Origin of the sequence: Porcincola sp. LCP21S3_C12, assembly GCF_052118625.1 — a bacterium.
Classification (GTDB): Bacteria; Bacillota; Clostridia; order Lachnospirales; family Lachnospiraceae; genus Porcincola.
The window spans coordinates 1-1,957 of the sequence record NZ_JBQKGW010000053.1 but is presented as its reverse complement, the minus strand read 5'-3'; the positions used below and the strand labels follow the sequence as shown (position 1 = coordinate 1,957).

Annotated in this window: 1 protein-coding gene and 2 pseudogenes; all 3 read left to right on the top strand. The window is 49.2% G+C overall.

Annotated features, from left to right (window positions below; genetic code table 11):
- Nucleotides 1-99: 99 nt before the first annotated feature.
- Nucleotides 100-867, top strand: a pseudogene (locus tag ACTQ1N_RS12550) (recombinase family protein); the annotation flags it as partial.
- A gap of 129 nt (nucleotides 868-996) precedes the next feature.
- Nucleotides 997-1,608, top strand: a complete 612-nt coding sequence (locus tag ACTQ1N_RS12545) for a zinc ribbon domain-containing protein (RefSeq protein WP_441956991.1) — start codon at nucleotides 997-999, stop codon at nucleotides 1,606-1,608.
- Between the two features lie 5 nt (nucleotides 1,609-1,613).
- Nucleotides 1,614-1,853, top strand: a pseudogene (locus ACTQ1N_RS12540) (recombinase family protein); the annotation flags it as partial.
- Nucleotides 1,854-1,957 lie beyond the last annotated feature (104 nt).

Here is a 1,957-nt window from a genome sequence, read left to right as displayed (position 1 = left end):
TTCAGCCGGAAGGAACCCGAGTCGACCGCTATGCTCCGCATCGCGGCCGACAGCTGGCGCAACCAGGCCGATTTGCTCCGCAAATCCGGCCGTTAGGCAGTGCAATATGCAGCCAGGAACACCGTGGATCTTCTGAACACGGTACGGCATCTGAAGAAACTTGGCATTGAGGTACGCTTTGAAAAGGAAAACATCAGCTCCCTCTCCGGTGACGGCGAGGTGATGCTTACGCTCCTCGCTTCTTTTGCGCAGGAAGAAAGTGTCAGCATCAGCAACAATGTGAAATGGGGAATCCGCAAACGTATGCAGGAAGGCCTGCCAAACGCCAGCGGTCATTTCCAGATCTACGGCTATCAATGGGATGGAGACCAATTAGTCCCCGTCCCTGAGGAAGCGGAAATTGTAAAACGGATCTTTCAGAACTTTCTCGATGGAAAATCACGGCTAGAGACTGAGCGGGAATTCGCGGCTGAAGGTATAAAGACCAGATCCGGTGCGAGATGGGAAGACTCCAATATAAAGAAGATACTGGAGAATATCACTTACACAGGCAACCTGCTCTTTCAGAAAGAATTCATCTCGGACCCCATCAATAAGCACCGCAGGAAAAACCGTGGTGAGCTTCCGCAATACTTTGTTGAGAATACCCATGAAGCAATCATCGATTACGACACATGGAAATATGTGCAGGACGAGATGCTCCGACGCAGGGAACTTGGTGCTCTGGCAAACAAGAGCTTGAACACCTGCTGCTTCACTGGAAAGATCAAGTGTCCTTACTGCGGAGTCAGCTACATGCACAACCGCCGCACGAAGAAGGGTCACACACAGGAATTCTGGAACTGCGGCAGCAAGAAGAAAAAACAGGTTCCCGGCAAGAAGTGTCCGGTCGGCGGCACAATCAGCCAGAAAGCTCTTGAGAAAGCCTGCTGTGAAGTGCTTGGAATATCCGAATTTGATGAAACCGTATTTCTTGAAAAGGTCGACCACATTGAAGTGCCGGAGAAATACACGCTCCGCTTCTTCTTAAAAGATGGAACAGAGGTCACCCGTCCTGCTCCGAACACCGGCCATCAGGACTGCTGGACTGCTGAATACCGCGCTGAAACTTCAAGGAAACGCCTTGAACATCCCTGCGCCAAAGGCACGACCGAGCTTTCCGGAAGAATCAAATGCGCTGCCTGCGGCTGTAATTTTCGCCGTTGCACACAGCCGGCTTCCAATCCGAACAAACCCAAAATGCACTACTGGCGATGCTCAGATCACGGCAAAGGATGCATGACAGTCGGATTACGAGAGGACGTTCTGAAGAAGCAGATCGCCGAGGTTATGGGGATTCCTGAATATGATGCCGATCTTTTCAAAAAGCAGGTCCGGGTGATCTATGTAAAAGACAAAGATCTTCTGGAATTTCATTTTAAAGACGGAAGGATTGAAGCTACGCACTACGTTCCTCCTGAAAAAACCTTCACGCCTCGCAGTGAAGAATCCCGAGAACACATGCGTCAGCTCATGAAAGAAAGATGGACGCCAGAAGTAAAGGCAGTAATGTCAGAAAAAATGAAGAAGGTAAGGAGTGAAAAATTTTGGAACAGCAAAAGAAGGTAAGAACCATTCCTGCGACACTGACGCCGTTCACCTCCTCACCGATCGAGGAGAAGAAAAAGCGCCGTGTGGCGGGATACGCCCGTGTCTCAACTGACCATGACGATCAGTTCACCAGCTATGAAGCGCAGATCGACTACTACACAAACTACATCAAATCACGAAATGACTGGGAATTCGTCAGGGTTTATACAGATGAAGGAATCTCCGGCACAGGAATCAAAAAGAGGGTCGGTTTTCAAAGGCTGAGTTGTAATCCGAGACGCCAGTTTGTAAGGCGAGATGCTTGTTTGTAAATTGAAAACTGCATATTTGTAAACGAAACGCCAATTTTGTACACCAGATGCCAGAT